Source organism: Nocardiopsis sp. FR4 (assembly GCF_009830945.1).
Taxonomy (GTDB): domain Bacteria; phylum Actinomycetota; class Actinomycetes; order Streptosporangiales; family Streptosporangiaceae; genus Nocardiopsis.
In genome coordinates, this window is sequence record NZ_VWVV01000017.1 from 67,202 (window position 1) to 91,139 (window position 23,938).

General features: G+C 73.4%; 24 protein-coding genes. 10 read left to right on the forward strand and 14 right to left on the reverse strand.

Annotated features, from left to right (window positions below; all coding sequences use genetic code 11):
* Positions 1 to 70 precede the first annotated feature (70 nt).
* Positions 71 to 628 carry a hypothetical protein gene (locus FYW95_RS17070; protein WP_159942253.1) on the forward strand — a complete coding sequence of 186 codons (558 nt, stop codon included), beginning with the start codon at positions 71 to 73 and terminating at the stop codon, positions 626 to 628.
* A 112-nt stretch (positions 629 to 740) separates the two neighbouring features.
* On the opposite strand, the gene FYW95_RS17075 is transcribed toward FYW95_RS17070, so the two are convergent.
* Together FYW95_RS17075 and FYW95_RS17080 are read right to left on the reverse strand one after the other, a co-directional pair.
* On the reverse strand, positions 741 to 2,072 hold the full coding sequence (locus FYW95_RS17075; protein ID WP_160050559.1) for a GH1 family beta-glucosidase: 1,332 nt from the start codon (positions 2,070 to 2,072) through the stop codon (positions 741 to 743).
* Positions 2,073 to 2,102: 30 nt separating this feature from the next.
* On the reverse strand, positions 2,103 to 3,401 hold the full coding sequence (locus FYW95_RS17080) for an MFS transporter (protein ID WP_159942251.1): 1,299 nt from the start codon (positions 3,399 to 3,401) through the stop codon (positions 2,103 to 2,105).
* A gap of 169 nt (positions 3,402 to 3,570) precedes the next feature.
* Here FYW95_RS17080 and FYW95_RS28295 point away from each other — a divergent pair, with 169 nt between their 5' ends.
* Genes FYW95_RS28295 through FYW95_RS17095 form a run of 3 tightly spaced genes read left to right on the forward strand, consistent with a single transcriptional unit; the run spans position 3,571 to position 5,598 of the window.
* A complete protein-coding gene (locus FYW95_RS28295; protein ID WP_236567737.1) occupies positions 3,571 to 3,738 on the forward strand; it encodes a hypothetical protein in 168 nt (55 codons plus the stop codon).
* Between the two features lie 34 nt (positions 3,739 to 3,772).
* The gene (locus FYW95_RS17090; protein WP_159942250.1) at positions 3,773 to 4,759 is read left to right on the forward strand and encodes an ATP-binding cassette domain-containing protein; all 987 of its coding nucleotides are present in this window, start codon (positions 3,773 to 3,775) and stop codon (positions 4,757 to 4,759) included.
* Positions 4,756 to 5,598, forward strand: a complete 843-nt coding sequence (locus tag FYW95_RS17095) for an ABC transporter permease (RefSeq protein ID WP_236567736.1) — start codon at positions 4,756 to 4,758, stop codon at positions 5,596 to 5,598. Before FYW95_RS17090 ends, FYW95_RS17095 begins: the two co-directional genes overlap by 4 nt.
* 41 nt (positions 5,599 to 5,639) lie before the next feature.
* On the opposite strand, the gene FYW95_RS17100 is transcribed toward FYW95_RS17095, so the two are convergent.
* Together FYW95_RS17100 and FYW95_RS17105 are read right to left on the reverse strand one after the other, a co-directional pair.
* Positions 5,640 to 6,245 (reverse strand): PadR family transcriptional regulator, encoded by a 606-nt coding sequence (locus tag FYW95_RS17100; RefSeq protein WP_159942249.1) that lies wholly within the window; start codon positions 6,243 to 6,245, stop codon positions 5,640 to 5,642.
* A gap of 62 nt (positions 6,246 to 6,307) precedes the next feature.
* Positions 6,308 to 8,278 carry an acyl-CoA dehydrogenase family protein gene (locus tag FYW95_RS17105; protein WP_159942248.1) on the reverse strand — a complete coding sequence of 657 codons (1,971 nt, stop codon included), beginning with the start codon at positions 8,276 to 8,278 and terminating at the stop codon, positions 6,308 to 6,310.
* Positions 8,279 to 8,516: 238 nt separating this feature from the next.
* Here FYW95_RS17105 and FYW95_RS17110 point away from each other — a divergent pair, with 238 nt between their 5' ends.
* Positions 8,517 to 9,455 (forward strand): polysaccharide pyruvyl transferase family protein, encoded by a 939-nt coding sequence (locus FYW95_RS17110; RefSeq protein ID WP_159942247.1) that lies wholly within the window; start codon positions 8,517 to 8,519, stop codon positions 9,453 to 9,455.
* Positions 9,456 to 9,482: 27 nt separating this feature from the next.
* Here FYW95_RS17110 and FYW95_RS17115 read toward each other — a convergent pair whose 3' ends face one another.
* The 5 genes from FYW95_RS17115 to map form a co-directional block, all read right to left on the reverse strand.
* Positions 9,483 to 9,767: a helix-turn-helix domain-containing protein gene (locus tag FYW95_RS17115; protein WP_159942246.1), complete on the reverse strand. Its 285-nt coding sequence runs from the start codon at positions 9,765 to 9,767 to the stop codon at positions 9,483 to 9,485.
* Positions 9,768 to 10,127: 360 nt separating this feature from the next.
* On the reverse strand, positions 10,128 to 11,105 hold the full coding sequence (locus tag FYW95_RS17120) for a S66 peptidase family protein (protein WP_159942245.1): 978 nt from the start codon (positions 11,103 to 11,105) through the stop codon (positions 10,128 to 10,130).
* Positions 11,106 to 11,167: 62 nt separating this feature from the next.
* Positions 11,168 to 12,547, reverse strand: a complete 1,380-nt coding sequence (locus FYW95_RS17125) for a M20/M25/M40 family metallo-hydrolase (protein WP_370462373.1) — start codon at positions 12,545 to 12,547, stop codon at positions 11,168 to 11,170.
* 167 nt (positions 12,548 to 12,714) lie between these two features.
* The gene (locus tag FYW95_RS17130) at positions 12,715 to 13,548 is read right to left on the reverse strand and encodes a M55 family metallopeptidase (RefSeq protein WP_159942243.1); all 834 of its coding nucleotides are present in this window, start codon (positions 13,546 to 13,548) and stop codon (positions 12,715 to 12,717) included.
* 170 nt (positions 13,549 to 13,718) lie between these two features.
* Positions 13,719 to 14,570 carry a type I methionyl aminopeptidase gene (gene map, locus FYW95_RS17135; protein WP_159942242.1) on the reverse strand — a complete coding sequence of 284 codons (852 nt, stop codon included), beginning with the start codon at positions 14,568 to 14,570 and terminating at the stop codon, positions 13,719 to 13,721.
* Between the two features lie 143 nt (positions 14,571 to 14,713).
* Here map and FYW95_RS17140 point away from each other — a divergent pair, with 143 nt between their 5' ends.
* Both FYW95_RS17140 and npdG read left to right on the forward strand, forming a co-directional pair.
* Complete coding sequence (locus FYW95_RS17140) at positions 14,714 to 14,908, forward strand: hypothetical protein (protein WP_159942241.1); 195 nt, start codon at positions 14,714 to 14,716, stop codon at positions 14,906 to 14,908.
* Positions 14,909 to 14,971: 63 nt separating this feature from the next.
* Positions 14,972 to 15,667: an NADPH-dependent F420 reductase gene (gene npdG / locus FYW95_RS17145; protein ID WP_159942240.1), complete on the forward strand. Its 696-nt coding sequence runs from the start codon at positions 14,972 to 14,974 to the stop codon at positions 15,665 to 15,667.
* A gap of 44 nt (positions 15,668 to 15,711) precedes the next feature.
* Here npdG and FYW95_RS17150 read toward each other — a convergent pair whose 3' ends face one another.
* From FYW95_RS17150 to panB, 5 genes are all read right to left on the reverse strand, one after another.
* Complete coding sequence (locus FYW95_RS17150; protein WP_159942239.1) at positions 15,712 to 16,311, reverse strand: hypothetical protein; 600 nt, start codon at positions 16,309 to 16,311, stop codon at positions 15,712 to 15,714.
* Positions 16,312 to 16,337: 26 nt separating this feature from the next.
* Positions 16,338 to 16,955: a hypothetical protein gene (locus FYW95_RS17155; protein ID WP_201294900.1), complete on the reverse strand. Its 618-nt coding sequence runs from the start codon at positions 16,953 to 16,955 to the stop codon at positions 16,338 to 16,340.
* Between the two features lie 27 nt (positions 16,956 to 16,982).
* Positions 16,983 to 17,468, reverse strand: a complete 486-nt coding sequence (locus FYW95_RS17160) for a hypothetical protein (RefSeq protein WP_236567735.1) — start codon at positions 17,466 to 17,468, stop codon at positions 16,983 to 16,985.
* 679 nt (positions 17,469 to 18,147) lie between these two features.
* On the reverse strand, positions 18,148 to 19,188 hold the full coding sequence (locus tag FYW95_RS17165) for an LLM class F420-dependent oxidoreductase (protein WP_159942237.1): 1,041 nt from the start codon (positions 19,186 to 19,188) through the stop codon (positions 18,148 to 18,150).
* Positions 19,189 to 19,359: 171 nt separating this feature from the next.
* Positions 19,360 to 20,211 carry a 3-methyl-2-oxobutanoate hydroxymethyltransferase gene (gene panB, locus FYW95_RS17170; RefSeq protein ID WP_159942236.1) on the reverse strand — a complete coding sequence of 284 codons (852 nt, stop codon included), beginning with the start codon at positions 20,209 to 20,211 and terminating at the stop codon, positions 19,360 to 19,362.
* A gap of 313 nt (positions 20,212 to 20,524) precedes the next feature.
* Between panB and FYW95_RS17175 the strand changes: the two genes are divergently transcribed.
* The 3 genes from FYW95_RS17175 to FYW95_RS17185 all read left to right on the forward strand — a co-directional run bounded on the left by FYW95_RS17175 (position 20,525) and on the right by FYW95_RS17185 (position 23,857).
* Positions 20,525 to 22,099, forward strand: a complete 1,575-nt coding sequence (locus tag FYW95_RS17175; RefSeq protein WP_159942235.1) for an MFS transporter — start codon at positions 20,525 to 20,527, stop codon at positions 22,097 to 22,099.
* 29 nt (positions 22,100 to 22,128) lie between these two features.
* Complete coding sequence (locus tag FYW95_RS17180) at positions 22,129 to 22,569, forward strand: RrF2 family transcriptional regulator (RefSeq protein ID WP_159942234.1); 441 nt, start codon at positions 22,129 to 22,131, stop codon at positions 22,567 to 22,569.
* Positions 22,570 to 22,681: 112 nt separating this feature from the next.
* On the forward strand, positions 22,682 to 23,857 hold the full coding sequence (locus tag FYW95_RS17185; protein ID WP_159942233.1) for a globin domain-containing protein: 1,176 nt from the start codon (positions 22,682 to 22,684) through the stop codon (positions 23,855 to 23,857).
* The last annotated feature ends 81 nt before the right edge of the window (positions 23,858 to 23,938 follow it).

Consider the following 23,938-nt stretch of genomic DNA (forward strand, 5'->3'; position numbering starts at 1 on the left):
AGGCGGGGACCGGGACCCCTATCATCGGAAAAAAATCGGACGGCGGAGCCAGGAACGGGGCGGTGCGGCGGTGGATGCGCGAGCGGGCAGGGACATCCCGGGCCTGGCCCGGCGGGCGCTGGACGCCTTCGCTGAGAGCGCCTCGCGCCGCAGGGACCGCGACGCCCTGATGGACGAGGCCTTCGCCGCCCTCTTCGAGCTGTACCGGGCCACCTCCCCAGCCGAGCGCCGCTCCCCCGCCGGGCGAGACTTCAGCGCCACCCTGGCCGAACTCCTGGGCGGCGGCAACAACCCCGACCGGCTCAGCCTGTACGTCATCCGGGGCCAGACCGCGGCCGAGAACGGCCACCACGAGGGGTACCGGCCCGCCTGCTGGCGGCGGTCCATGCTGGAGCTGCTCGGCACGGAGTTCGTGCCCTGGGAGCGGGTCCTGCGCCCGGGCGACCTGGAGGCCATCGAACGCACCGACGCCGCCCTGACCGAGGTAGCGGCCGGGGCGGTCGGCGGCGGGGAGGTGCCCGACTGGGTCCCGGAGTCGCACTGGTGGTGGTGGGAACCGGCCCGCCAGCGCGGCGAGGAGGTTCCCGAGTTCGACGACAGCGGCACCCTGGACGCGGTCGCGGACTGACCCGACCTCACGGGGAGCGCACGGCCCGGATCCCGGAGCGGTCGAGCACCAGGTGGTCCTCACCCGGCCCCCGGGTCTGCACCGCCTCCGCCAGGTGCACCGAGAACGCGGCTCAGCGCCGGGCGGCGACGAGGTCCCGGTACCACGCGAAGGAGTCCTTGGGCGTGCGCGCCTGGGTGGCGTGGTCCACGTGCACCAGGCCGAACCGCTGGTGGTAGCCCTCGGCCCACTCGAAGTTGTCGGTGAGCGTCCACACGAAGTACCCGCGCACGTCGGCGCCGCGCCGCCGGGCGGCCTCCACCGCGCCCACGTGCCCCTCCAGGTAGGCGATCCGGTCGCGGTCCCGGACCCGGCCGTCGGAGGAGACGGCATCGGGGTAGGAGCAGCCGTTCTCGGTGACGTACAGCGGCGGCAGCGCCGAGCCGTAGCGCTCACCCAGCAGGAGAATCATCCGCTCCAGCCCCTCGGGTACCACCGGCCAACCGAAGCCCGTCACCGGAACCCCGGGGATCTCGCCGAACCCGAACGGTAGGCCCGCCCCCGGCTCCGTTGCGGTGACCCGGGTGGGGTTGTAGTAGTTCACGCCGATCCCGTCGGCGCTGCCCGCGATCAGATCCAGGTCCCCCGCGCGCACCCCGGGCACCGCGTCCGCGCCCAGGGCCGACACGTCCGGGTAGGCGCCCGTCAGCACGGGGTCGGTGAACAGCCGGTTGTGCAGGGTGTCGTAGGCCCGCGCGGCCTCCTCGTCGGGTCCGCCGCCGGCGCCCGACCCGCCCGCGGGCTCGACGGGGGAGTAGTTGTTGGTCAGCACCGCCTCCAGGCCGCGCGAGCGCAGCTCGGCGGCGGCCAGGCCGTGCGCGAGCAGCAGGTGGTGGGCCACCTCCAGCACTCCTGGCACCTCCAGGGTGCGGCCGGGGGCGTGCACGCCGAGCGCGTGCCCGTAGGTGGCGTGCACCAGGGGTTCGTTGAGGGTGATCCAGCGCCCCACCCGGTCGCCCAGACGGTCGGCGGCCTTCGCCGCGTAGGAGGCGAACGCGTGCGCCGTCGCGCGCTCACTCCAGCCGCCCCCCTCCTCCAGGGCCTGGGGCAGGTCCCAGTGGAACAGGGTGGGCAGAGGAGTGATTTCCCGGGCGAGCAGGGCGTCCACCAGCCGGTCGTAGAAGTCCAACCCGGCCGGGTTCACCGCGCCGTCGCCGGTCGGGACCACGCGCGGCCAGGCGATCGAGAACCGGTAGGCGTTCACCCCGAGCCGCTCCAGCAACTCCACGTCCTCCTCCCAGCGGTGGTAGTGGTCGCAGGCCACGGCGGGGCTGTGCCCGTCGCGGACCGCGCCCGGGCGCGCGGAGAAGACGTCCCAGACCGAGGGGGCGCGGCCGTCCTCGGCCAGGGCTCCCTCCACCTGGAAGGCGGCCGATGCCACCCCCCACAGGAACGGTGTCGACACGGGGAGTACCTGCCTTTCGTCGGAAGGGGTTCACGCCACCCCCCGGATCCGCCACACGAGGGCGGCGCCGAGCAGGGTGAGCAGTCCGCACACGGTGTACAGCACCGGGTATCCGCCCAGGTACACCACGATCGGTCCGGCCAGCGCGGGGGCGATCACCTGGGGCCCGGCGCTGGCGATGTTGACGATCCCCAGGTCCTTGGCCCGTCCCCGGGCGCTCGGCAGCACCTGGGTGACCAGGGCGTTGTCCACCGCCAGGAAGACGCCGAAGCCGATTCCCAGCACCACCGCGCACACCAGGCTCATCGTCCACGTGGGGAAGGCGGCGAGCAGGAACGCGGGCACGGCCGCCACCACGCCTGACAGGCAGACCATGCCCCTGCGGCGGCCGAGGCGGTCCGAGACCAGCCCGGCGAGCACGGTCGTGGCCACCACGGCCCCCGTGTAGACCACGATCAGCACCAGCAGGCCGTCCGCGGCCGATGAGCCGGGGAAGAGTTCCTCGTAGCCCACGCCGTCGGCCAGGAAGTACAGCAGGTACAGGGTGAACATGGCGTTGCCCGTCTGCATGAGGAAACGGGTCAGCCACGCCCAGCCGAAGTCGGGGTGGCGGCGCGGGGACACCCACATCCCGCGCGCCAGCCCCCGCCAGGGCGGACGCGCCTCGCGCGGCAGCGGCGGGTCCGGGGCCAGCAGTGCGAACGGCAGCGCGCACAGCAGGGTGAGCACCCCGAGCAGGGTGTATCCGGGGGAGATCCCGGTGGCCACCACGGTCACCAGCAGCACCGCCACCACCACGCCCGCCGACTGCGGGATACCGATCCACCCCGAGACCACGCCGCGCTGTCGGACCGGAACGCGGTCGGGCACGGCGGCGAGCAGTGTCGCGTTCAGGCAGGACAGGGCGGCCTGGACGAAGCACCACCCCAGCAGCACGCCCGGAACGCCGTCCTGCCGACCCAGGACCACCAGGCCCAGGCCGCCGAGGAGGGCCCCGGCCAGGATCCAGGGGCGGCGGCGGCCGAACCGGCCGGTGGTGCGGTCCGACAGCGCCCCGGCCAGCGGGGTGCCCAGGGTGGAGCAGGCCGCGCCCGCGCCGGTCACCCAGGCCAGGGCGGTCTCCTTGGTGCCGGGGGCGAGCAGGCCGACCTGTTCGGGCAGCAGGACCTGCAGGGGGCCGAAGAAGGCCATCCACATGCCCAGGTTGGCCAGGCTGATTCCGGCCACCCACAGGCCGTGGACGGGACGGGTGGGTTCGGCGAGCGCGGCGTCGGGGGCGGGGGAGCGCGGTGCGGATGAGGGGGAGTGCGGTGCGGGGGGTGTGCGCACGTGCGGCCTGCCTAACGTGAATTTCCCTCATGTTAGGGAGGGCGGACGACCGGGGGAAGGCCTCTTTCCCGGAAAGATCCATTGATCAAGTTTGACTAGCCTCGCCCCGGGGGCTATTCTCCCTGTATTAGTCAAACTTGATCAATGTGCGAACGGGGCGGTCGTCCCCGTGCTGCCCTGCGTCTCGGCCGACGACGCCGCGCCCTGCCACGCCGCACTCACCGGCGCCATGCGCCGGATCTTCATCCGGCGCGACGAGCCCGCGGACGTGGAGTACGGCGGCTCCCCGGAGCTGGAGGGGCTGGCCCGGGCCCTCCGGGGTCCGGGTGGCGCATGATCTCGTAGTCAAATTTGATCAGTGGAGGGGAACTGTGGCCGACAACGACCCCGCGGTCCGTACACGGGGGCTGCGCAGAACCTACGGCGCCAGGAAGGCCCTGGACGGCCTGGACATGGAGGTGGGGCGCGGCACCGTGCACGCGGTGCTGGGCCCCAACGGCGCGGGCAAGACCACGCTCGTGCGGACCCTGGCCACCCTGCTGCGGGTCCAGGCGGGGTACGCCGAGGTCGTCGGGATCGACCTCGCGGCGCATCCGCGCCTGGTGCGCCGCCGCATCGGACTGCTCGGCCAGCACGCGGCGGTGGACGAGGAGCTGTCCGGGCGCCAGAACCTGGAGGTGTTCGGCCGCCTGTACCACCTGGGCGGGCGCCGGGCCGCCGCGCGGGCCGAGGAGCTGCTGGAGCGGTTCGGCCTCGCCGGCACCGGCCGCACGCCCGTGCGCGCCTACAGCGGCGGGATGCGGCGGCGCCTGGACCTGGCCGCCTCGCTCCTGGTGGACCCCGACGTCCTCTTCCTGGACGAGCCGACCACCGGCCTGGACCCGCGCGGGCGCGGCGAGGTGTGGAACGCGGTGCGCTCCCTGGTCGGCGGCGGCAGCACCGTGCTGCTGACCACCCAGTACCTGGAGGAGGCCGACCAGCTGGCCGACCGGATCAGCGTCGTCGACGGCGGACGGGTGATCGCCGACGGCACCGCCGACCAGCTCAAGGAGGAGGTGGGCGGCGACCGCATCGACGTCGTCCTGCGCGACCCCGGACGGCTGGCGGAGGCGGCCGCCGTGCTCGGCGGGGTCTCGGCCACCGGACGGGCCGACACCGACGCCGACACCCGCAGGGTGAGCGCGCCGGTCGCCGACCGGATGGCCGCCCTCCACCACGCGGTGCGGGCGCTGGACGCGGCGGGGATCGCCGCCGAGGACCTCGCCGTGCGCCGCCCCACCCTGGACGAGGTGTTCCTGCACCTGACCGGAGGCCCCGCCGGCGCGGTCCCCGGCGAGCACGAGGAGGTGTCCGCGTGAGCGACACGGCCTACGTTCCCCCGGTGGCCGGCACGGCGCCGCTGCACGGCTCCGCGTTCGGCTGGTGGCTCGCAGACTCCTGGACCATGACCCGCCGCGAACTCGCCCGCTGGGCCCGCCGGCCCGGACAGGTCGCGGTCAACCTGGCCTTCCCGGTCGTGATGCTGCTGATGTTCGCGCTCTTCCTCGGCGGCGCCATGACCGTCGCCGGAGGAGGGGAGTACACCGAGTTCCTGGTCCCCGGCATGTTCGTGCTCACCATGGCCTTCGGCTTGGAGGCCACGATGACCGCGGTCACCCAGGACCTGGGCCGGGGGGTGGTCGACCGCTTCCGCTCCATGCCCATGGCGCCCTCGGCGGTCCTGGTCGGCCGCGGCGTCGCCGACGTGCTGGAGTCGGCGGTCAGTCTGGGGGTCATGCTCCTGGCCGGTCTCGCGATCGGCTGGCGCTGGCACGGTTCGCTTCCCGCCGTCCTGAGCGCGGTGGGCCTGCTGCTCCTGCTGCGGCTGGCGATGCTGTGGTGCGGCATCTGGCTCGGGCTGGTCGTGGGCAGGCCCGAACTCGTCATGGCGGTGCAGATCCTCGTGTGGCCGTTCGCCTTCACCTCGGGCGTCTTCGCCCCGCCCGAGTCCATGCCCGGGTGGCTGGGGGCGCTGGCCGAGTGGAACCCGCTGTCGGCCACCGCCAGCGCGGTGCGCGCGCTGTTCGGCAACCCCGGGGCGGTGAGTGCCTCCTGGCCCGCGGAGAACGCCCTGCCGCTGGCCGTGCTGTGGCCCCTGCTGCTGCTCGCGGTGGCCTTCCCCCTGGCCGCGGCCCGGTTCCGGCGACTGGGCCGCTGAACCCGAGCCGCGCCGCCCGAAGGCGGCGCGGCCCCGGGGGCTCAGACGGGGGCGTCCCGGGTGAGGACGCCCTCGAAGGGTTCTCCCTCCTCACCGGCGAAGACGTGGGCGCCCTCCTCGATCCGGCGGATCAGCCCGCGCGTCCAGTCCGCGTCGGCCTCCGCCGAGTGCACCCACATGCCCATGATCTCGCCGATGTGCCCCATCCCCGCGATGCCGTCCTCGGTGACGTAGTGATCGACGACCCCTCCGCGCCAGGCCTCCAGGCCCTCGACCCGCCTCCTGAGCAGGGCGAGCGCCTCTTCGCGGGGCAGGTCGACGATGAAGCCGAGCCCGGCCGAGAGCACGTCGATCCGCTCGGAGTGCGAGGAGAGCGCCTCCCGCAGGAGGGAGAAGTACTCCCGGGTCCCCTCCTCGGTGAGCTCGTACTCGGTCCGGGGCGGCCCGCCCGCCGTGGAGGGAGCGACCTCGTGGGCGTGCAGCAGCCCCTGCCGGGCCATCTGCTTGAGTGCGTGGTAGATCGACCCCGGCTTGGCGGTGGACCACTCGTGGGCGCCCCAGAACTCCAGGTCGGCCCGTACCTGGTAGCCGTGGGCCCGCCCGCGCAGGCGCACGGCCCCCAGCACGAGCAGCCGTATGGCCGACATCCGTACACCCCTCACCGGCCGTTTCGGTTAGTCGAGTTCGACCAGCATAGATCCCGCCCGGCTCAGTCGCGCCCGGGAACGGGGTCGCCCTGGCGGGCGTGCTCGGCGCCCAGTGCGATCGGCGCGGCCAGCCACTCGTCGCGCAGGCCGAACGCGTTCACCAGCTGCACGGCGTAGGGGCGCAGCCCCCGGCACAGGTCGTTCACCGCCTGCGTGACCGCCTTGGCCCGCGCGGTGGAGAGCCGCTCGTGCTCCAGGAACCAGGCGCGGTCCTCCTCCACCACCGACAGCACGAACAGGTCGCACACGCGGTTGAGGAGCTTGGCCGTCGAGGTGTCCCCGCAGCGGTCGATCCCGGCCACGAAGGCCTCCAGCACCACCCGGTCCATGTGCGCGCGGGCCGCGTGCAGCACGTGGTCCTGGGCGCCGTTGAACACCTCGAAGGCGTCGCGGCCGTCCTTGCGCGCCCGGCGCAGCCGTCCGGCCAGGCCCTCGGTGATGTGCTTCTCGCGGTCCTCCAGCAGCTCCAGCTGCCAGCCGCGGTTGTACAGGCTGGTCTCCTCGCCGCGCCCCGGGGCCGCCGCCACGAGCCGGTCGATCAGCGGGATGGCGGCGGTGCGCTCGATGACCGTCTCGAAGACCTTGCCCGCCACGAACCGCACCAGCCCCAGCTGGTCCAGGTCGCCGAAGGAGTCCTGGAAGTGGGTCAGCAGGGCCTTGGTCACCTGCTGCATCAGGACGGTGTTGTCGCCCTCGAAGGTGGTGAAGATGTCGGAGTCGGCCCTGAGCTGGGGCAGGCGGTTCTCCGCCAGGTACCCGGCGCCGCCGCAGGCCTCCCGGCAGGTCTGGATGGTCTGGGTGGCGTGCCAGGTGGCCACCGCCTTGAGTCCGGCCGCCCGCGACTCCAGCTCCCGCTGGGCGTGCTCGTCGGGCCCGGCGGAGCGGGACAGCTCGTGCAGCCGCACCACCAGCTCCTCCTGCGCGAAGTGCAGCCCGTAGGTGCGGGCCAGGGCGGGCAGGAGCTTGCGCTGCTGGGCGAGGTAGTCCAGGACCCGCACCTCGCGCTCGGGCTCGCCGTCGGCCCCGGGCCGGGTGAACTGGCGCCGGGTGTCGGAGTAGCGCACCGCGATGGCAAGCGCGGCCTTGGTGGCGCTGCCCGCGCCGCCCGCCACGCTGATCCGGCCGCGGACCAGCGTGCCGAGCATGGTGAAGAAGCGCCGGTTCTTGCTCTCGATCGGGCTGGAGTAGGTGCCGTCCGGGGCCACGTCGCCGTAGCGGTTGAGCAGGTTCGCCCTCGGCACCCGCACGTGGTCGAACGACAGGCGACCGTTGTCCACACCGGGCAGTCCGGCCTTGACACCGCAGTCGCCGATGTGCACGCCCGGCAGGGGACGGTCCCGCCCGTCGCGGATCGGGACCATGAGGGCGTGCACCCCCTGCGACTCGCCCCCGGTGTACAGCTGGGCGAACACCACCGCCATGCGCCCGTCGCGGGCGGCGTTGCCGATGTAGTCCTTGCGCGCGGCCTCGTCGGGGGTGTGGACCACGAACTCCTCGGCGTCGGGGTCGTAGGTGGCCGTGGTGCGCAGGTTCTGCACGTCCGAGCCGTGCCCGGTCTCGGTCATCGCGAAGCAGCCGGGCAGCTCCACCGACATCACGTCGGGCAGGTACTCGGCGTGGTGGCGCTCGGTGCCCAGCGCGCGGATCGCCCCGCCGAACAGGCCCCACTGCACCCCCATCTTCACCATGAGGGACAGGTCGTTGACCAGCATCTCGAAGCCGACCACCGAGGCGCCGACGTCGTCGCGTCCCCCCACCGCCTCGGGGAAGCCGTAGGCGGGCAGGTCCGTCTTGGCCAGGGCCCTGAGCTGGGTGAGCGTGCGCTCCCGGTGCTCCTCCGTGGACAGTCCGTGGACGGGGGCGAACAGCTCGCCCTGCAGGACGTCGCGGGCCTGTTCTCGCACGTGGGCCCAGCGGCCGTCGAGCAGGCCGCGCAGTTCGGCCTCGTCCACCCGCAGTGCCTGTTCGGTCATGTGCTCCCCCTGTCGGTCCTGGCTGACGCGGCCCTGACTGCGTGCCTACCACCGCCCCGGGGCGCGGAAACGGCGCGGTCGGGTGCCGGTCGCCACTACTGACCACCGTAGCCCCGCGGCGGACCGGTCACCCGGCCAGGCCGGGGGTTGGTCCGGCCGTGTCCGAGGTAGTCCAGTCATCGGGTGTCCCGTGCGGACGGAAGGCGGGACCGCCGTGGTCGAGGACGAGGAGGAAACCGTGGACCGAGGCACGACCGGGGAACCGCATGTTCGCACACGGGTACTCCTGGCCGGGTGGTTCTCGTTCGTGGACGGGGAGGCCACGGCGGGCGACGTCGGGGCCGCGGAGGCGGTCTCGGCCGCGCTGCGGGGGGAGGGCGTCGACCACGACACCGCGTGGAGCCCCAACTTCCGCTCTGAGGGGCCGTCCCTCGACGAGGTGGACCCGGCCGCCTACTCGCATCTGGTCTTCGTGTGCGGTCCGGTCAGCGGGCACCGGATCGAGGAGCTCCACCGGACCTTCGCGTCCTGCCGGCGGATCGCGGTCGGTGTGTCGGTGACCGACTCCCGGGCCCCGGCCCTCCTCGGCTTCCACACCGTGCTCGCCCGCGACGGGGGAGGGGAGGAGCCGCGGCGGGACCTCGCCGCGGGAACTCCGGCGGGCCTCCCGGTGCCCGTCGTGGGAGTGGCCACCGCGCCCGGACAGCCCGAGTACCGGGGCCGGTCCGCCCATGCGCAGGTGCACCGCGACCTGGAGAGGTGGCTCGTGGCCAAGGACTGCGCGCGCGTGCCGATCGACACCCGGCTGGACACGGCCGACTGGCTGCACTGCGCCGAACCGCACCAGTTCGACGCCCTGGTGCGCCGGATGGACCTGGTGGTGACCACCCGGCTGCACGGACTGGTGTTCGCCCTGCGCAACGGGGTGCCCGCCGTGGCGGTGGACCCGGTCGTGGGCGGTGCCAAGGTCGCGGCCCAGGGCAGGGTCTGGGACTGGCCGGTGGAGAGGGTCCGCCGTCCGGGGGAGGCCCTCGACCCCGGGCGCCTGGACCGGCTCTGGAAGTGGTGTCTGGACTCCGGCCGCCGGGTCGCCCGGTCCCGGTCGGGCGGCCTCGGCTCACCGACGGTCGACGCGTTGCTGGAGGCGCTGTGGGAGGACCGGTCCGATCGCGCCTGAGAGCGGTCACCGACCGCTTCCGCGTGGTCAGACCGCCAGTGAGGTGGGCGCGGGTTCCCCGGCGGGGGCCTCGGCGTCCACCCGGCGCAGGAGGCCGTCCAGGGACAGGCCGAGCGCGGCGGCGATCGAGGCGACCGTGAAGAAGGCCGGGGTGGGAATGCGCCCGCCCTCGATCTTGCGCAGCGTCTCGACCGAGATCCGGGCCTGGCGCGCGACGTCGACCATCGTGCGCTCCCCCCGGGCCTGACGGAGCAGGGCGCCCAGCTGGCGTCCGCGCTCGATCTGCTCTGCGGTCAGCGGTTCACGAACCATGGGGGAAGTCTAACCGCGCCGCACATGGCCCCCATGGTTATGCCGGTATTTTTATTTGTTCCGATGTGCGGGGTCCCCTCCCCGGCGGCGGCCCGCGCACCGCGGGCGCACGGTGGCCGCCATCGGGGGCCGCCCGACCGGGCTCGCCGTTCCCTGCTGAAACCGGGACAGGGCGGTCGCGCGGCGCCCAGGTCCCGCGGAGTCACGCGGAACGGGCTGACGGTCATCGTCGGCGCGAGTGTTCCGGTCAACGCCCTGGTGTTCGACGGGACCGCGGGCGACCGGGCGCGCGCTCCCGGAGGAGGGGGACTCCTGTGCGGCACCCGCCGCCCGGCCCGGTGGAGGGCCGGGCGGCGCGGGTCAGGCCAGGCCCGGAACGGCCAGCTCCAGGGTGCCGCCGTCGGCGTCCAGCACCGCCGGGACCCCCAGCGGAAGGGTGAGCTGGGCCGCGCAGTGCCCGAACTCCAGCCCCCACAGCACCGGCACTCCCAAGGGTTCCAGCCGGTCGCGCATCAGCTCGGCCACCACACCCGGTCCGGGCGGGCAGTCGGTCCACGTGCCCAGCGCCACCCCGGCCACCCCCTCCAGCCACCCCGTGCGCAGCAGGTGGGTGAGCATCCGGTCCAGCCGGGCCACGTCCTCGCCGACGTCCTCCAGCAGCAGGACGCCCCCGGCGCCCGACAGGCGGCTGTGCGGGGTGGCCAGCCCGTCGTTGAGCAGGCTCAGGTTCCCGCCGAAGGTCACCCCCTCGGCCCGGCCCGGCACCAGCGCGTACGCGCCCGGCGAGGTCAGCAGCGTCCGCCGCTCGGGATGGAACAGGGTGGTGCGCAGCTCCTCCTGGGCCGTGCCATCGCCCACGAAGTAGCGGGTTCCGACCACCGGGCCGTGCACCGTGCCCACCCCCAGCTCCACCGCGAACGCCTCGTGCAGCGCCGTGATGTCGCTGAACCCCACCAGCACCTTGGGCTCGGCCCGCCGCATCGCCCCGAAGTCCACCAGGTCCAGGGTCCGGTGCGCCCCGTCGCCGCCGCGCACGCACAGCACCGCGGCCACGTCCGGATCGCACCAGGCCTCCTGGAGGTCCGCGGCCCGGGTGGCGTCCTCCCCGGCCAGGTAGGGCAGCCGGGGGTGGCGGTCGCGCACGTGCGGGGCCAGCTCCACCCGCAGCCCCCAGCCGCGCAGCACCTCCGCCGCCTCCTCCAGCCGCCCCTCCGGAACGGGGCTGCACGGCGCGACCAGCCGGACCCGGTCACCCTCCCGCAGCCGGGGCGGCCGCACGAGCTCGCGCACGCCCCGCCCGTCCGGGGCCCGCACCGCCGCCCCGGCCACCTCGGTCATCGCCTCTCCCACGGTCCGCCCTCCCGTACTCGTCCGCCTGCCCTGCTCCCTCGGCCCCGCGGTCAGGAGCGCAGGAACGTGTCCAGCACCCGCACGCCGAACCGCAGGCCCTCCACCGGAACCCTCTCGTCCACCCCGTGCAGCAGCTCGGTGTAGTCCAGCCCCTCCGGCTGGGCCAGGGGGGAGAAGCCGTAGCAGTCGATGCCCAGACGGGAGAAGACCTTGGCGTCGGTGCCCCCGGCCAGGCAGACCGGCACCACGTGGGCGCCCGGGTCGTGCAGCAGCAGGGCCTCGCGCAGCGCAGCGAAGGCGGGCACGTCCACGGGAGCGGCCACCGGCGGGGAGCGGTGGGCGTACTCCCAGGTCACCCGGTCGCCGGTGAGCGCGTCCAGGGTGGCGGCGAACTGCGCCTCACCGCCGGGCAGCACCCGGCCGTCCACCCCCGCGGTGGCCTCACCGGGCACCACGTTGACCTTGTACCCCGCCGAGAACATCGTGGGGGCGGCGCTGTTGCGGGTGGTGGGCCCGATCAGCGGCGCGGCCGTGCCCAGCCGCGCCACCAGCGCGTCCACCGCCTCGGCGGTCTCGGTGTCCCCCGGAGTGCGCTCCACCTCCAGGGCGGCCGCGATGGCGTCGATCGACGCGCGGGTGACGGGGGTCAGGTGCAGCGGCCACGCGTGGCCGTCCAGGCGGGCGACCGCCGCGGCCAGGGCGCCGATGGCGTTGTCCCCCGGCGGGCGCGACCCGTGCCCGGCCCGGCCCCGGGCGCGCAGGGTCAGCCAGGCGCTGCCCCGCTCGGCCGCGCCCACCGGGTACAGGCGCACGGGTTGGCCGGAACGGGTCCGGGCGTGCACCGTCTCCCCGCCGCCCTCGCCGATCGCGGTGGTGCACCCCTCGAACAGCCCGGCGTGCTCGCGGACCAGGTAGTCGGCGCCGTAGGCGGCGCTGTCCTCCTCGTCGGCGACGAAGGCCACGACGATGTCGCGGCGGGGGCGCAGCCCGTGCCGGGCCCAGTGGCGGAGAACGGCGGTGACCATGGCCACGGAGTTCTTCATGTCCACCGCGCCGCGCCCCCACACGGCGGGCTCGCCCGTGACGGGGCAGTCGGCGATCTCCCCGGAGAAGGGCGGCAGGGTCCAGTCCGCGGCGTCGGCGGGGACCACGTCCAGGTGGCCGTGCACCAGCAGTGCGGGCGCCGTCGGGTCGGTACCGGGCACCCGCGCGACCACGTTCGCGCGCCGGGGCGCCGGCTCCAGGACCTTCGGGGACAGCCCCGCGTCACCGAGCGCCTCGGCGACGTACTCGGCGGCGGCGCGCTCGTCGCCCTGCCCGCCCCCGTGGTTGGTGGAGTCGCGTCGGACGAGCTCGCGGGTCAGGTGGACGGCGTCCTCACCTGCCGCCGCCAGACCGTCGGTTCTCTCGGGAAAGGATGTGGCGGTCACGTGTAACGGCATCGCTCTCGGCTGGGGATTCGGGACGCGGGGAGCCCTGGTTGCCGGGAGGCGCCCCCGGCACAGTTCTACCAGCACCGGGCCCGCCCGCCCGGGTATTCGGCGAGGCCGGACCGCCTCGCGTGCCCCCGCCGAGCGCCCCCGGCGTGTCGCGGCCCTCAGCCGTAGCGCTCCTCCATGGCACTGGAGACCAGGGTGGTGACCGCCTTGAAGCAGCGGATCATCTCGTAGGCGTCCGGGGAGGTGTACCGCACGCGCCGCACCCCCGTACGGGTCACACCCGGCACGATGGCGGCGGCCTGGGCCAGGTGCGCGGAGTCCATCTCGACCTCCACCGCCCGGGGAGCGGGCTCGGCCGGGTCCAGGCGCCCGGCCAGCAGCATGGCGGCCCGCGCCTCCTGGCGGATGTCCCGCGCGGTCCGGATCGGCGGATGGCAGCGGGCCGCGTACCGGCTGACGTGCTCCTTGACCGCGACCGTGCGGGCGAAGGGGGCGTAGGAGGCCGCGTCCTCGCAGGCCCGGTCGTCCCCCGTGACCAGGATGACCGGGGTGCCGTACTCGGCGACCACCGCCGCGTTCAGGCGTCCCTCGCTGGCGGGCTCGCCGTCCAGCCACACGCCCGTCACGGCGTTGGGCAGGTAGGTGTGCGCGAGCACGCCCTCGTCCCCGGCGCCGCAGTGGTAGCCCAGGAACACCACGCCGTCGCAGTCGCCGGACTGCACGCCCTCGACCATGGACAGCTCCTTGTGCCGCCCCGTGATCATCGTGGCGTCGCCGTTGAGCTCCTCCAGCAGCAGGTTGCGCATGGTCGCGTGCGCCTCGTTGACCAGGACCTCGGTGGCGCCGCCCTCGAACAGGCCCTCGATCGCGGCGTTGACGTCGCTGGTGAACATGGACCGGCAGCGCTGCCACTGCTCGGTGCCGGGCTCGACGTCGGCGGGCCAGGTGACGCCGGTGGCGCCCTCCATGTCGGCGGAGATGAGGATCTTCACCCGCACGACCCTACGCCCGCGACCGCCGCCGTTCCACGGTCACCGCCTGGTGCCCCCGCTTCCCCGGTCCGGTCCTGTGCCTGCTCGTCTCGGCGGTCCGGGCGCGCCGCGGGTACGAGGCCGCCGGGGGAGGGCCCGCCGTCGCACCGGTCCCGCCTCCGGCCGGACCGTCAGGGCAGGGTGAGGATCTCCGCGCCGGTGTCGGTGATGACCAGGGTGTGTTCGAACTGGGCGGTCCAGCTCCGGTCCGCGGTCACGGCGGTCCAGCCGTCGTCCCACATGTCGTACTCCACGCCGCCGAGCGTGATCATCGGTTCGATCGTGAAGGTCATCCCCGGCTCCATGACGGTGTCCGCCCGCGGGTCGTCGTAGTGCGGCACCACCAGGCCCGAGTGGAACTCCGGGCCCACGCCGTGGCCGGTGAAGTCACGGACCACGCCGTAGCCGAAGCGCTTGGCGTAGGACTCGATGACCCGCCCGATGACGTTGATCTGACGGCCCGGACGGCACGCCCGAATGCCCCGCATCGTCGCCTCCCGGGTCCGCTCGACCAGCAGGCGGTGCTCCTCGGTGACGTCGCCGGCCAGGAAGGTGGCGTTGGTGTCGCCGTGCACGCCGTCCTTGTAGGCGGTGATGTCGATGTTGACGATGTCGCCGTCGGAGACCACGGTGTCGTCGGGGATGCCGTGGCAGATGACCTCGTTGAGCGAGGAGCACAGCGACTTGGGGTAGCCCTTGTAGCCCAGCGTGCTGGGGTAGGCGCCGTGGTCCAGCAGGAACTCGTGGCCGATCCGGTCCAGCTCGTCGGTGGTCACCCCCGGCTCGACGTGCCTGCCGACCTCCTCCAGGGCCTGGGCCGCGATCCGCCCGGCCACCCGCATCCGCTCGATGGTCTCGGGGGTCTGCACGTCGCCCAGGACCCCCTCCACGGGGTGCTTCCGTCCGACGTACTCCGGCCGGACGATGTGGGAGGGAACCGAACGTTGCGGCGAGATTCGCCCAGGAACCAGCGGAGTAGTCATGGACACTGATTGTAGTTCGTGGGGAGGGGCACCCGACCTGGGCCGGACCCCGCCCCGGGTGTGAGGAAGCACGCGGCGTGGGTAGGTCGCACGGGACGGTACGCGTCCCATCGCGGGCGGCGTTCGCAACGGAGGGAGTGACGGTGAGCGAGGACACGCCACGGGACGACAAGTGGTGGTACTGCCTCAAGCACAACCGGGTCGAGCACGGCCCCGGCTGCCCCAACAAGGTGCGCATGGGCCCCTATCCGGACGAGACCACGGCGGCCAGCGCGCTGGCCATCGCCGAGCGGCGCAACCAGGAGTGGGACGTCTCCGACGAGGAGGAGGAGATCTGACCCGGACGCGCGGCGGCCATGCCGGGCGCACCGGGCGCGGAGGCCTCTGACAGGATCGGGCCCATGACTGAACACACCACACCCGAGGGCACGGACGTCTCCGGACTGTCCGTCGCCGTCCTGGGCGGCACCGGCGACCAGGGGCGCGGCCTGGCCCGCCGCCTGTCCCTGGCCGGGCACACCGTGTACCTGGGTTCGCGCAGCGCCGAGCGGGCCGAGAAGGCCGCCCGCGAACTGGTGGCGGCCGAGGCCGTCGCGGTCGACGTGCGCGGCCTGGACAACGCCGGAGCGGCCGAGGCGGGCGACGTCGTCATCGTCGCCGTGCCCTGGGACGGCCACCGCGAACTGCTGGAGGGCCTGGCCGGACCGCTGGCGGGCAAGATCGTCGTGGACTGCGTCAACCCGCTCGGCTTCGACAAGAGGGGCCCCTTCGCGCTCGACGTGGCCGAGGGCAGCGCCGCCCAGCAGGCCGCCGAGGTGCTCCCCGACAGCCGGGTCACGGCCGCCTTCCACCACGTGTCCGCGGTCGTGCTGCTGGACCCGGAGGTGGCGGAGGTGGACCTGGACGTCCTGGTGCTGGGCGAGGACCGCGCGGCCACCGACGTGGTGCGCGCCCTGGCCGAGCGCATCCCCGGAGTACGCGGCGTCTTCGGCGGGCGCCTGCGCAACGCGCACCAGGTCGAGGCCCTGACCGCCAACCTCATCGCGGTCAACCGCCGCTACAGGACCCACGCGGGGCTGCGGATCACCGGACTGTAGCCCGCCCGGCGCCGGTCGCCACGGGCGACCGGCGCCGCACGCGCTCAGCAGTAGACCGCCCGCTCCTCGTCCGTCATGGGCCTCGTGGACTGGGTGACGGTACTGCCCTGGCCGTCCGCGGGCCCCTCGGCGGTGAAGGGGGCGTACCAGACGTAGTGGCCCCACTGGCGGTCGGGGAAGTGCAGTTCGTAGGTGCCGTGCACGCGCTGCATCCGGGGACCGTAGTACACGCGGGCCACCTCGCCCGGCTGGGCGGTGACCTGTGTGCGCTGGGTCTGGGTGTGGGAGGAGCTCCACTCGTGACCGTAGGAGATCGCGAAGCTCTGCTTGAAGACCACACCGAACGTCGCCGTCATGGAGAGGTTCACGCTGTTGGACTCGCCCGTGGTTTTGGACCACTCCACCATGGAGACCTGTTCGTGGTCGGTGCAGTTGTAGACGGGGGAGCCGACCGGCTCGGAGGTGTTCTGGAAGAACTCCGGGGAGCCGGAGGGGTGGAACTCGCACACGTCGGTGCCCTTCCCGCACCTCTCCAGCAGCTCCCGGACGGTCGGGGCGCCCCCGTGGTCCGCTGAGGCCGGCGCGGGGGACAGCGCCAGGGCGGCCGCCAGGCCCGCCGCGGCGCCCGTCGCGAGGAATCTCATCGCTCTGCCTTTCCTGTGTCGGCGGATCAGGGGCACGCGGCCCTCTCGGCGTCGGTCATGGGCCGCACGTTCTGTGTGATTGCGTCGTCGGCCGAGCCGGGCACGGGCCCCTCGGCGGTGAAGGGGGCGTACCAGACGTAGTGGCCCCACCGGCGGTCGGGGAAGTGCAGTTCGTAGGTGCCGTGCACGCGCTGCATCCGGGGCCGCCGCTCGACCCACCCCACCTCGCCGGGCCCGGTGTTGACGAAGGTGGTCTGCGCCTCGGTGTGCGAGGTCGTCCAGGTGCGCTGGTAGGACTGCTCGTAGGACACGGAGAAGGCCTCGCCGAACCCGGCCTCGGTGCTCAGCGTCAATCCCACGCTGTTGCTCTGCGAGGTGGTGTCGGACCAGGCCACGGCCATGTCCTGGCGGCCCGAGGTGCAGTTGAACACCTCCGAGCCCACGACGCGGCCCGCAGCGGAGAACAGCTCCCGCTCCCCGCCGGGGTGGAACACGCAGACGTCGGTGGCCACGTTGCACAGTTCCAGGAGTTCGCGCACGGTGGGGGAGTTCTCGTGGTCGGCGTGGGCGGCGGTCGCGGGCCCCGCGACCGCGCCCGCCGCGGCGACGGCGGCGGCGCACAGCACGGCGGACGTGCGTTTCATGTGCTTCTCCCTTCGAGGGACGGGGCCTCAGCCCAGGGTGGTGGAGACGGTGCGGTCGTTCATGTGGTCGCCCACGTAGGGGGTGTTCTCGCGGTAGGGGCCGTCACGGTCACCGGTGCCGTCCGGGCCGGAGTGCAGCCACAGCGCGCAGGTGGCCCAGGGCTGGGCCGCGCTGATCGTGTTCCGCCACTCCGGCGGGAAGGTGAACCAGAAGTCGGTGCCGTCCCCTCCGCGGCACAGGCCGTCGCCGTAGAGGGTGAAGGTCGCGCCGCCGTAGTTCTCGTGTTCGAAGTAGGTGCCGATGATGACGTCGGCGCGTGCGGCCAGGAGGGAGGCGGGGCCTCCGTCGAGGGAGCGGCGCTGCTGCTCCAGGGTCCGGCCGGTCTCCTCCTCGGCCTCCGCGATCGCCTCCTCGAAGGTGGCGAAGCACGCCTGGGCGCCGGTGTCGATGTCGGCGACGCAGTGCTGCGCGGTCTCGGCCCGGGCCGGGCTGGTGAGGGCGGCGACGGCCATCACACTGACGGCCGTGACGGTCGCTGAGCATAGCGGTCTACGGACTGGGGGCATGGGGATGCTCCGTGTCGTTCGCTGCGGCATATGACTTAACGCAGGTTAACCGAACTTTCAGCTCCCATACGGCTACTTTGGGTGATGAAGTTGTATGCGGTGGTGCTTCTCCCGAAAAAGAAATTTTCCTTCCTTCGTGGCGGATGTTGGCGTCAGTTCCCTTTCCCGTGGTCCGGTGATCGGTTGTTTGGCGCCGGGGTGCGGCGACGGCGCGGGGACGGCGGCTGTGAACTGCGGTTCGTGCGGTGTGCGGCGGCGCCCCCGCGCGCGGCGGGTGTTCCCGTGGTGTCCTCTCGGGCGATTCTTCGCTGTGACCCGCGTCACTGGCGCGCGTGCGCTCCCCGCCAGCCTCGGGGATAATTATCACTCTGGGTAACCATCGTGGGGTGGTCCTGTGGGAAACACATTCAGGTCGCGCGCGCCTCGGGTGGCTCGGAGGATGTTTCTGCCTGGTACTCCGTATCCGGATGGTGCTCCGTCTGGCCTGGGACGCGTCCTTCTGCACGTGTGTTGGCGTGGATACACGTGTGTGTCCGCGTGCTTTTCCGTCACGCTTCGAATCCGGGAGCATCCTGGAAAGGCGAGGGCCCCGCGCCCTCGCGGACGCGGGGCCCGGCCCGGTGGCTCAGGACACCCACTCCTTGACCCTGCCGATCAGCGCGGCCGGATCCTCGCCCACGGGCACCACGTTGAGCTGGGTGACCCCGGCGGCGCGGAAGGCCTCCACCCGCTCGCGCACGTAGGACTCCGGTCCGACCAGGTTGGTCAGCTCCACGAACTCCTCGGGCACGGCCGCGGCGGCCTCGTCCTTCCTCCCTTCCAGGTACAGGTCCTGGATCCGCTCCGCGGCCTCCTCGTAGCCGTACCGACGGGCGACCGTGTTGTAGAAGTTCTTGCCCTTGGCGCCCATGCCGCCCACGTACAGCGCGATCATCGGCCGGACCATGTCGAGCAGCTTCTTGGTCTCCTCGCCCTCGCCGATGGCGAGCAGGCCGCCCGCGGAGATCTCCAGGTCGCCCAGGGCCGGGTCGCGCCGTGCCCTGCCCTCGGCCAGGGACGCGCCCCACACCGACTCGGCCTTCTCCGGGATGAACAGGTGGGGCAGCCAGCCGTTGGCGACCTCGGCGGTCAGCGCCACGTTCTTCAAGCCCAGCGAGGCCACGTAGACGGGGATGTCGGGGCGGACGGGGTGATTGATGATCTTGAGCGGCTTGCCCAGGCCGGTGCCCTTCTCGGGCGGCAGGGGCAGCTGGAACACGGTGCCGTCGTGGGTCAGGCGGTCCTCGCGGGCCCACACCTTGCGGCAGATCTCGATGGTCTCGCGGGTGCGGGCGAGCGGCTTGACGTAGGGCACGCCGTGGAAGCCCTCGATGACCTGCGGCCCGCTGGCGCCCAGACCCAGGATGGCCCGCCCGCCCGACAGGTCGTCCAGCCCGGCGGCGGTCATCGCGATGAGGGTGGGGGTGCGGCTGTACAGCGGCAGGATGGCCGAGCCGATCGCCACGGTCTCGGTGCGTGCGGCGATGTAGCCCATCAGGGTGGGGCTGTCGAACCCGTAGGCCTCGGCCACCCACACCGTGTCGAGTCCGGCCTTCTCCAGCTCGGCCACCTGGTCCACGGCGGCCTTGGGGTCGCCCGCGTACTGGAGCGGCATCGAGACGCGCATCTGTCCTCCCGGGAGGGCCGGCGGATCCGGCCCCTAGGCTCTGGATTCGGTGCGACTCTACTCCCGAGTACCGTTCGGACTGCCGTGCGGCTCACACTCCTGCCCGCCGCCGGCCGGGAAGGGGTCCCGGCCGGCGGTCGAGGAGGTCCGCCCCGCACCGGGGCGGACCGCTCAGCTGGCGTAGGAGTGGCGCTCCTCGGGGAAGGCCCCGTGGACGACCTCGTCGGCGTAGGCCGAGGCCGCCTCGCGCAGCGTCTCGTGCAGGTTGGCGTAGGTCTTGACGAACTTGGCCACCCGCGGGCTCAGCCCGGCCATGTCCTGCCACACCAGCACCTGGGCGTCGGTGGAGGGGCCGGCGCCGATGCCCACGGTCGGGATGGACAGCTGCTCGGTCACCTGCGCGGCCAGCTCGGCGGGCACGCATTCCAGCACCACGGCGAAGGCGCCCGCGCGCTCCAGCTCCTTGGCGTCCTTGAGCAGCCCGGCCGCGTCCTCACCGCGCCCCTGCACCCGGTACCCGCCCAGGGTGTTCACCGACTGCGGGGTCAGGCCCAGGTGCGCCATCACCGGCACCCCCGCCGACACCAGCAGCTCCACCTGGGGGGCCACCGCGTGGCCGCCCTCCAGCTTGACCGCCTGCGCCCGCCCCTCCTTCATGAAGCGGGAGGCCGTCTCCAGCGCCTGCTGGGGGGAGGCCTGGTAGGAGCCGAACGGCAGGTCGGCCACGACCAGCGCCCGGCTGGTGGAGCGGGACACGGCCGCGGTCAGCGGGACCAGCTCGTCCACCGTGACCGGAAGGGTGGTGTCGTAGCCGTAGACGACGTTGGCCGCCGAGTCCCCGACCAGCAGGACCGGGATCCCGGCCTCGTCGAAGATCCGCGCGGTGAGCGCGTCGTAGGCGGTGAGCATCGGCCAGCGCTCGCCGCGCTCCTTGGCGGCGGCCAGGTCGCGGACCGTGACACGGCGGTTGGCGACCCCGCCGTACAGGGCGCCGCCCGAGGGGGTCTTGTCTGTGGTGGTCATGCTGTTTCCTCCGTTGTCTCGAAGCACCTCGGGGGTGTCTCCGGACGTGTGGACGAATGGTGGTATCGCGCTCGCGCGCGGGGCGGCCGGAGCCGCGGCGGTCCCGGGGACCGGACGTGCGCGGGGGTCGAACCCCGGGGAACGACCGCCCGCACGCCAGCATCATCGCACGGGTGCGCCGAACCGTCTGCCCCCGGGATACAACCGGAGTGCGGCCCCGGATGTTTCCGGGTAACCCAGGAACGGGTGCGGCGACGGAGCCGTCCGCGCGGGGCACGGGCCGTGCGCGGGTACCCGGGTGACGGAGGTGTGCGTGGACGCGGAAACGGCCTATCGGCGCAGGTGGGGCGGGCTGGTGGTACTCATCCTGTGCCTGTTGGTGATCGTCGCGGACAACACGATCCTCAACGTGGCGCTGCGGGTGCTCTCCGACCCCGACCTGGGCCTGGGGGCCAGCCAGTCCCAGCTGGCCTGGGCGATCAACTCCTACACCCTGGTCTTCGCCGGGCTGCTGTTCACCTTCGGCGTCCTCGGCGACCGGTGGGGGCGCCGCCGCCTGCTCGTGACGGGGCTCGCGGTGTTCGGCGCGGCCTCGGCGCTGTCGGCCTACTCACAGACCCCCGAACAGCTCGTCTGGGCCCGCGCCGTGATGGGGCTGGGCGCCTCGATGGTGATGCCGCAGACCCTGTCGACCATCACCAACGTGTTCCCGCCCGAACAGCGCCCCCGGGCGATCGGGATCTGGGCGGGCTCGGTCGGCATGGCGATGGCCATCGGCCCGTGGGCGGGCGGCCTGCTGCTGGAGAACTTCTGGTGGGGGTCGATCTTCCTCATCAACGTGCCCTTCGTGCTGGTGGGCCTGGCGCTGATGTTCTTCCTGGTGCCGGAGTCGCGGGACGCCAACCCCGGACGGCCCGACGTGGCGGGGGTGCTGCTCTCCATCCCGGGCCTGGTGCTGCTCATCTACGGCATCATCACCGCGGGGGAGCGGGCCTCCCTGGCCGACTGGGACGTGTACGGCGCCCTCGTCGGCGGCGCGGCGGTGCTCGCGCTCTTCCTGCTGCACGAGTCGCGCACCCCCTTCCCCTCCCTGGACGTGCGCTTCTTCCGCGACCCCCGGTTCAGTGTGGCCATCGCCACGATCACGGTCCTGTTCTTCAGCATGTCCGGGATCATCTTCTTCCTCAGCTTCTACTGGCAGAGCGTGCGGGGGTTCAGCCCGTTCGTCGCGGGGCTGCTGGTGCTGCCCGCCGCGCTGGGGCAGATGATCATGGCGCCGCTGAGTCCCACGCTCGTGCGCTGGGTGGGGCCGCGCGCGGTCGCCGCCGCCGGGGTGCTGGGAGTGTGCGCGACCTTCACGTTCTTCACCCGCCTGGAGGCGGACACGCCGCTGCCGGTCGTCATCGGCTTCTTCTTCCTCCAGGCCGCCGCGATGGCTGTGGTGCTGACCCCCGCCACCGACGCGATCATGTCCTCGGTGCCGCCGGAGAGGGCCGGGGCCGCCTCCGCCGTGCAGAACACGGTCCGCCAGGTGGCCACGGCGATGGGAGTCGCGGTCCTGGGCGCGGTCATCTCCTTCCGGTACCGGGCCGAGATCACCCCGGTCCTGGAGCGGGCCGCCGCGGGGGAGGACGGTCCGGGCCCGGAGCGGCTGCACGCGGCCGGGGAGTCCATCGAGGCCACCCTGGCCGTGGCCCGGAGCCTGGGCGAACAGGGCCGGGCCCTGGTGGCCCCCGCCCGGGAGGCGTTCATGTCCGGGCTGCACACGGCGGCGGTCGTGTCCCTGTGCTTCGGACTGCTCGGGCTGGCCGTGGTGCTGGTCTGGATGCCGCGCGAGGCGGGGAGGCACCAGCCGGCGGAGGCCCCCGGCGCCGACGCGCGGCGGTGAGGGGCGGCGCCGTCGCCTACGTTGGGGGCATGCGTCTGACCGCTTTCACCGACGTCTCCCTCCGGCTGGTCATGCGGCTCGCGGTCGCGGGGGAGGGCGAGCTCCTCACCACCCGGACCGCCGCCGCGATGCTCGGCGTGCCCTACACGCACATGGCCAAGGCCGTGGCCCGGCTCTCGGACATGGGCCTGGTGGAGGCCCGGCGCGGCCGCAACGGGGGACTGCTCCTGACCCCGGAGGGGAAGCGGGCGTCGGTCGGCTCGATCGTGCGTGAACTGGAGGGCTCGGGCGACCTCGCCGGGTGCGAGGACGACCCGCCCTGCCCGCTGCGCGCCGCGTGCCGCCTGCGCGGCGCCCTGAGCCGGGCGCGCGAGGCCTTCTACGCCTCCCTCGACGGGGTCACCGTGGAGTCCCTGGTCGGGCCGCCGACCGGCGTCGCCCTCACGCTGCTGCCCTCCGCCCCCGAGTAGCCGCGACGGCGCCAAACGGGACCCGGACGGGGGTCCTCCCGCGGCGGTTTTAATATGCATCTCAAATGCCAATTATCTGCCTGGGGCGACCCTTCCCCAGCTAGGAGGACGCATGCTCTCCACCGAGTCCGCCGCCACCGTCCGGGCCACCCTTCCCGTCGTGGCCGAGTCCCTGGACGCCGTCACCGCCAGGTTCTACGCGACGATGCTCGGCGAACACCCCGAACTCCTCGACGGCATGTTCAACCGGGGCAACCAGGCCTCCGGCGAACAGCGCAGGGCCCTGGCCGGATCCATCGCCGCCTTCGCCACCATGCTCCTGGAGCACCCGGACGAGCGCCCCGACGCCCTCCTGTCCCGCATCGCCCACAAGCACGTCTCCCTCGGCGTCACCGAGGACCAGTACGTGATCGTGCACAAGTACCTCTTCGGCGCCATCGCCCACACCCTGGGCGAGGCCGCCACCCCCGACGTCGTCAGCGCCTGGGACGAGGTCTACTGGCTCATGGCCGGGTCCCTCATCGCCCTGGAGGCCCGCCTGTACGCCGAGCGCGGCCACACCGGCGGCCGGGTCTGGCGCCCCTGGCGGATCACCGGACGCCACGACCAGACCCCCGACACCGTCTCCCTCATCCTCGAACCCGAGGACGACGCCCCCGCCCCCGCCTACGAGCCCGGCCAGTACGTCAGCGTCCGGGTCCGCATGCCCGACGGCGTCCGCCAGGCCCGTCAGTACTCCCTGACCGGAGGAGAGGGCAGGCGCCGCCGCATCACCGTCAAGCGCCTGCGTTCCTCGCCCGAGGGGGAGGTCTCCGCCCTCCTGCACCGCACCGCCGCCCCCGGCGACACCCTCATGGTCTCCACCCCCGCGGGCGACGTGACCCTGAGCGGGGGCGACCACCCCCTCGTACTGGCCTCGGCCGGGATCGGTTGCACCCCCATGGTCGCCATGCTGCGCCGGCTCGTCGCACAGGGCGGCCCCCGCCGGGTCCTGGTCCTGCACGCCGACCGCTCCGCCGAGGAGCACGCCCACCGCGACGAGGTCGGCGCCCTGGTCGGCGCGCTGCCCGGCGCGACCGCCCTCACCTGGTACGAGAACGGGCCGGGCGGTCGACGGGGACGCATGGACCTGGGCGGCGTGGAGGTCCCCGGGGACGCCGAGGCCTACCTGTGCGGCCCCCTGCCGTTCATGCGCGACGTCCGCGCCCAGCTGCTCGCGGCCGGGCTCCCCGCCCGCCGCGTCCGCTACGAGGTCTTCGGCCCCGACCTGTGGCTGGGCCAGGACTGACCCGGACCGGAACCCGGCCGGTCGCGGAGCGCGTGCGCCCGACCGGCCGATCCGGACCGGAACCCGGCCGGTCGCGGAGCG